4 protein-coding genes and 1 pseudogene are annotated in these 6273 nt (G+C 77.4%); all 5 read right to left on the bottom strand.

Translation table 11 applies throughout. From position 1 onward, the window contains the following. Positions 1-567: acyl-CoA dehydrogenase family protein (locus VR45_RS44770; RefSeq protein WP_045943757.1), on the bottom strand; the 567-nt coding region annotated here is incomplete at its 3' end. Then, complete coding sequence (locus tag VR45_RS50825) at positions 564-893, bottom strand: phosphopantetheine-binding protein (RefSeq protein ID WP_353612743.1); 330 nt, start codon at positions 891-893, stop codon at positions 564-566. The genes VR45_RS50825 and VR45_RS44770, both read right to left, overlap by 4 nt. 439 nt (positions 894-1332) lie before the next feature. Next, positions 1333-3711, bottom strand: a pseudogene (locus tag VR45_RS33965) (condensation domain-containing protein); the annotation flags it as partial. 299 nt (positions 3712-4010) lie between these two features. Continuing rightward, entirely contained in the window at positions 4011-5423 is a 1413-nt protein-coding gene (locus VR45_RS33960; RefSeq protein ID WP_045943756.1) for a hypothetical protein, read from the bottom strand. A 71-nt stretch (positions 5424-5494) separates the two neighbouring features. After that, on the bottom strand, positions 5495-6273 hold a 779-nt coding region (locus VR45_RS33955), incomplete at its 5' end, for an MFS transporter (RefSeq protein WP_159394456.1).

Genomic DNA, 6273 nt, shown 5'->3' with positions numbered 1-6273 from the left:
GGCGTTGCTGACGAAGGTCTTGCGGCCGTTCAGCAGCCAGCCGTCGCCGTCGCGGACGGCGGTGGTGGTGAGCCGGAACGCGTCGGAGCCGGCCTGGGGTTCGGTGAGCGCCAGGCAGCGGGTGCGCTCGCCGCGGACCAGCGGGACCAGGTGGCGCTCGATCTGCTCGGGGGTGCCGTGCCGCAGCAGCGGGCTGGGCCCGTCGGAGCCGGCCAGCGCGTAGGGGGCGAGCGGGCAGCCGCTGCGCCCGGCGGCGTGGTGGAGCAGGACGACGGCGGTGAACGGCATGCCGGAGCCGCCGAGTTCCTCCGGGTAGTCGCCGGCGTAGAAGCCGAGGGCGGCGGAGCGCTTGCGGACGTAGGTCCGCAGGTCGGCCGGCGGCTGTTCGGCGGACTCGGCCAACTCGGCCGCGAGCGGTTCGAGTTCGCGGCGGACGAAGCTCTCGAAGGCGGCCACGAGTTCGCGGTGCTCGGCCTCCAGGACGGCGGAGGGCGCGGAGAGGCCGGTGCCGGTGGCGGGACGGGCGGCGGGACGGGCGGCGGCGGGGCCGGGGGCGGTGAGGGTCACTGCTGGGCTCCGGTGAGGGCGCGGGCCTGGTCGGCCAGGACGGGGTGCTGGAAGAGGGTGCGCAGCGGGGGCCGGTTGCCGAGGCGCGGCTCCAGCCAGGCGGCGAGCCGGGCGGCGAGCAGCGAGTGGCCGCCGACCTCGAAGAAGTGCGAGTCCGGGGCGAACCGGTCGTGGCCGAGCACCTCCCGCCAGGCTTCGGCGATCAGCAGCTGGGCGGGGTCGGTGAAGGCCGACGGGGCCGCCTCCGGCGGGGCGCCCACGGGTGCCTCGGCGGCCAGCCGGGCGAGGGCCGTCCGGTCCGGCTTGCCGCCGGGCAGCAGCGGCATGGCGTCGAGCGCGGTCCAGCTCGCCGGGACCAGACCGGCGGGCAGCCGGCGGGCCAGGGCCGCGTGCAGGGCGGCCTGGTCGGGCTGCGGGCCGCCGTCGAGGAAGCCGAGCAGACGCGGTCCGGCGCTGTCGTCCTGGTGCAGCAGGACGGCGCAGGAGCGGCCGCCGAGTTCGGCGGAGGCGGCGGCCTCGATCTCCTCCAGCTCGATCCGGAAGCCGCGCAGCTTGACCTGGTTGTCCTGGCGGCCGAGGAAGCGCAGCTGTCCGTCGAGGTCCCGGTAGCCCCGGTCGCCGGTGCGGTAGACGCGTTCGCCGCCGAGGGCCGGGACGGCCGGGAAGCGGGCCTCGGTTACCGCCGGCAGGCCGAGGTAGCCCTCGGCCAGGGCCACTCGGCTGGCCGCCGGTGTCCAGGACGTGCATCCGGACGCCGGGGAGTTCGGTGCCGAGCGGGATCTCGGCGGTGTCGTCGATCCCGTCGGCGTCGGCGGCGGCGATCCCGTCGGCGGCGTCGGCGTCGGCGGCGGCCGTGCCCTCGGTGGCGGCGGCGACCGGGGCCAGGTCGGCCTCGGTGAGCTCGTGCACGGTGGAGGTGACGGTGGCCTCGGTGACGCCGTAGGCGTTGAGGACGGTGACGGCGGTGCCCTCGGTCAGCCCGCGCAGGGCCCGGGCCGGCAGCCGCTCGCCGCCGAGGACGAGCAAGCGCGGCGCCCAGCGGCCGTCCGCCAGCGCCTCGCGGAGGTCCTCGCGGACGGCGAGCGCGTAACTGGTCGGCAGATTGGCGACGGTGACGCCGCGGGCGGCCAGGACGGCGACCAGCTCGGGCCCGGTCGGGACCTCGCGCTGCGGCAGTACCAGGGCGGCGCCGGCCACCAGCGAGGGCAGCACCTCCTCCAGGGCCACGTCGAAGGACGGCCGGGCGAACAGCAGCACCCGGTCGGTCGGGCCCAGGCCGTAGCGGGCGGTCACGGCGGTCAGGTACCGGGCCAGCGCGGTCCGGCCGACCAGGACCGGCTTGGGCACACCGGTGGAGCCGGAGGTGTGGATCACATAGGCGGCGCCGTCGAGCACGGCGGCCGGGCGGGCCGCGGGGAAGGCCGGGCCGTCCAGCAGCGCCGGGGTGGTGTCGGCGGGCAGGGCGAGGGCGCTCTGCCGGGTGGCCAGCACCAGGGCCGGGGCGAGCCGCTCCAGCAGCAGGGCCAGCCTGGCCTGCGGGTCCTCGGCGGAGAGCGGCGCGTACACCGCGCCGAGGCGCAGGCAGGCGAGCAGGGCGACGACGCTGTCGACGCCGCGCGGCAGCACGGTGGCGACCGGCTGCCCGGGGGTCACCCCCGCAGCACGCAGGCGCTCGACCAGCTCGCCGACCCGGCGGTCGAGGTCGCCGTAGCTCAGCCGCTCGGAACCGGCGAGCAGGGCGAGCGCGGTGGGGTCGTGGACGGCGGCCGGGTCGAGGCCGGCCGGCTCGGGCAGCACCTCGGCGTCGGCATCGGCGTCGGCGTCGGCATCCAGGTCGGCGCCGGCCGTGGCGGGCGCCGCCGCGAGGTCGGCGAGCAGGGCGTCCGGGCCGTCGAGATAGCCGCGCAGCAGGTCGAGCAGCCGCTCGGACAGCAGGGTGGCGATCTTCTCGCCGAACAGGTCGGCGTCGTAGTCCCAGACCAGGGTCATCCCGGCCGCGCCGTGCTTCTCGCCGACCACCCGGCGGTCGTCGGGCAGCAGGACGAGGTCCAGGTCGAAGCGGGTGGTGCCGGTGTTGAAGCCCTCGTAGAGCGAGACCTCCAGGCCGGGGGCCTGCACATCGGGCAGCGGCGCGTCGTGCGCGCTGAACATCACACTGAACAGCGGGTTGTCGGCGCCGCTGGTGTGCCGGCCGAGTGCGCGCGTCAACTCCTGCACCGGCACGTCCTGGTGGGGCAGCGCGCGGAACAGCACATCGGTCACCTCGTCCACCGCCTCGGTGCCCGGCGCGGCCGGGTCCAGCCGCAGACGCAGCGGCACGGTGTTGACGAACATCCCGACGGTGCCCTCGAAGCCGGGCGGCCGGTTGCCGACGGCGGTGCCGACCATCAGTTCCTGGTGGCCGCTGTGCCGGCGCAGCAGTTCGGCGAAGAGGGTGAGCAGGGTGGAGAACGGGGTGTGGCCGTCGGTCTTGGCCCGCTCGCGCAGCCGCTCGGCGAGGTCGGCGCCGATCGACTGGCGCAGCTGGCCGCCGCGGTGGCGGCGGCGGGCGCCGGGACGGGCCAGGCCCGGCAGCGAGAGGTCGAGCGGGGCGTCCGCCAACTCCTGCTTCCAGAAGGCGAGTCCGCTCTCACGACCGGCGTCCCGGACGGCTTCGGCGGCGTGCACGTGCTCCTCGTAGGAGGGCGCGGCGGGCAGGCTGACGGCGTCGGCCTCGCCGAGGACGTGGGCGCGGTAGACGGTGAAGAGGTCGCGGAGCAGGATCGCGAACGAGTGGCCGTCGTGGACGAGGTGGTGCTCGACGTGGATCAGCCGGTGGTGGTCGTCGCCGATCCGGACCAGGTGCCAGCGCAGCAGCGGGGCGTCGGTGGTGTCCAGCGGCTCCTCGGCCTCGGCGGCCAGCAGGGTCCGGAACGCGGCCTCGGGGTCGGCCTCGGCGCTCAGGTCGCTGGTGCGCAGCCGCGGCTCCGTCCGGGTGCCGACCCGCTGGAGCGGCAACCCCTCGGCGCGGGTGACCAGTTCGAGCCGCAGGCCGGGGTGGTGGGCGAGCACGGCGGTGAGGCCGGCCCGGAGCGCGTCGGTGTCGAGCGGCCCCCAGAGATCGAGGGCGGCGGTGAAGTTGTAGGCACGACTGCCGGGCTGCATCTGCTCGTGCAGCCAGACGATCTCCTGCGAGGAGGAGAGTGCGAACATGGGCAACTCCCAGGTTGTGTCGGGTGGTTGATTCGGTTCGACAGCTCGGGGCGGGCGGCGTGGGGCCTGCCCCGGGCCGGGACCCGCCGGGGGTGGTGGCGGGCCCGGCGGGGTGGGTCGGGGTGTCGGGACGGGTCGGGGTGGTCGTGCCGGACCGGCCGGCGGCGTGGCGGCCGGCGAGTGGAGCGGTCCGGGGGTCTCGGGGCGGCTCGGGGCGGTGGAGGCTCGGGGCGGCGGAACGACCCGGCGGGTCAGGCCCCGGTGCCGAGGTGGTGGCGCAGGGTCGCGAGCAGCGTCGCGAAGGCCGCCTCCGCCGCGGCGTCCGAGTAGCGCTCGCGGTCCCAGGCCAGCCGGACCAGGAGGTCCTCGCCGTGCGAGGCGGAGACCGCGATCGGCGCGGCGAGCGGACGGCCCGCGAGATGGACCTCGCGGCCGGCGGCCCCGCCCAGCACCAGCGGGGGCCTGCGGTGCAGGTCCTCGAAGGTGAGCAGTCCGTCGAGCGCGCCGGACCAGCTCGCCCCGGCGGAACGGGCCGCGCGCACCACCTCGTCGTACGGGGTGTCCGCGTGGTCGAGGTCGTCCCACCAGTCGGCGCCGAGCGCGTCGAGCGGGCGGGGCGGGCCGGGCGGCGCGGGGTGGACCAGGGTGTTGAGGAAGCAGCCGAGCACCGGCGCGGTGTCGGCGGGACGGCCGCCCCACGGGTAGCCCAGCGCGAGCACCCGGTCGCCGCCGTCGAGCCGGTGCGCCGCGGCGGCCACGGCGTCCAGCAGGGCCGGGAAGACACCGCTCCGGGCGGCGCCGGTCACCGCGGGCAGCCGGTCCACGGCCATACCGGTCGACCGGGCGGCCCCGGCCGGACCGCTGCTCTCCGGGGCGTCGGCGAGGGCGCCGAGCCGGGCGGCCCAGTGCTGCTGGGCGGCCTCGCCCGCGGCCCGCGCCTCGGTGGCCAACTGGCCCTCCACCGCCGCCCGGTATTCCTCGACGGCCTCGGCCTGCCCCGCACCGGGGGCGTCCTCGCCGCCGTCGGGGTCGGCGTAGGCGGCGCCGAGCCCCTCGGTGACCAGGCCGAGCGACTGCTCGTCGCAGGCGGCGTGGTCCAGGGCCACGGCGAGCAGTTCCTCCTCGTCCTGCGGTCCGGCCGCCAGCAGCAGCCGCAGCGCCGGTCCGTCGGTCGGCCAGTCCAGCAGCGCCCGCAGCAGCAGCAGCGCCCGCAGCAGCGCCGCCCGGGCCGGACCCTCCGGCAGCCCGGCGGCGGTCCCCGCGTCGGCGGCGGGTCCGGCGGCGGAGGCTCCGGTGGCGACGGCTCCGGTGGCGGCCGGGCCGGACGGGTCCACCGGCACCCGGGCCACCTCGACCGAGGGCTCGCCGAGCCGCAGCACCGGCGTACCGCGCAGCACCGTGAACTCGCCGCGCAGCGCGGGGTGCCGGCGGGCCAGCCGCAGCGCGGCGCGGCGCAGCCGGGGCAGGTCGACGGTGCCTCGGGGGAAGGCGAAGAACAGCGGGACGATGTCCGTCCGGGCCAGCCGGTCGCGATGGCGGGTGATCAGGAAGCGGCGCTGGGCGCCGGTGAGCGGGAGCAGCGGCGCCGGGTCGGGGCCGGTCCCGGCGGCGGAGGCGAGGGACCGGTAGCGGGTCAGGTAGGCGGCCGTGATGCTGGAGTGCACGGGAGGGTCTCCGCTTTCGGTTCGGGACGTCGGTGGGTCGGCGTGGTTCCGGGCCCGGTCGGGCGGCGCGTTCAGCGGGCCCTTCCGGCGTCGGCGGCATCGCGCCCGGCGACACCGTCGGCGGCCGGGTCCCCGTCCGCGGCGGGCGGCACGTCCGCCGTCGGGGCGGCATCCGCGGTCGGGGCGGCACCCGCGTTCGGGTCGTCGTCCGCCGTCGGGCCGGCGTCCGCGCTCCCGTCCTCCGGTGGCGCGGACGGCAGGTCCCGCATCCCGCGCAGCGGCGAGAACAGCAGCGGTACCGGCACGACCAGGAAGCCCGCCGCGCAGAGCCAGAGCGCGGTGCGCGGACCGGCCTGCTCGGCGACGGCGCCGCCGAGCAGGGCGCCGAGCGGCAGGGTGCCCCAGACCAGGAACCGCATGGTGGCGTTCATCCGGCCGAGCAGCCGGGGCGGGCAGAGGCTCTGCCGGAAGCTCACCTGGGCGACGTTGTAGACCACCGCGCCGAACAGCACCGCCACCCCGCCGATCGCGAACAGCACCGCCCCCGTGCCCCCGTCCGCGAGCGGCCAGAGCAGCGCGAACGGGCCGGTGACCAGCGGGGCGAGCCAGATCAGCCGGGCCTGCCCGATCCGCGCGGCGAGCCGGCCCGCGCACAGCGCACCGGCGAGCCCGCCGACCGCCGAGGCCGAGAGCAGCACCCCGATCGCGGCCGGCGAGAGGTCCAGCACCCGCACCCAGAAGACGGTCTGCACGGCCATCAGCACCGCGCTGAACAGGTTGGACGCCGCGGTGGTGGCGGCGATCACCCGCAGCAGCGGGTGCCCCAGCACGAACCGCAGGCCCTCGGCGA

The sequence above is a fragment of the Streptomyces sp. NRRL S-495 genome (genome assembly GCF_000966955.1).
Classification (GTDB): Bacteria; Actinomycetota; Actinomycetes; order Streptomycetales; family Streptomycetaceae; genus Kitasatospora; species Kitasatospora purpeofusca.
The sequence above is the reverse complement of the archived record's forward strand: the minus strand, read 5'-3'. Positions and strand labels throughout refer to the sequence as shown.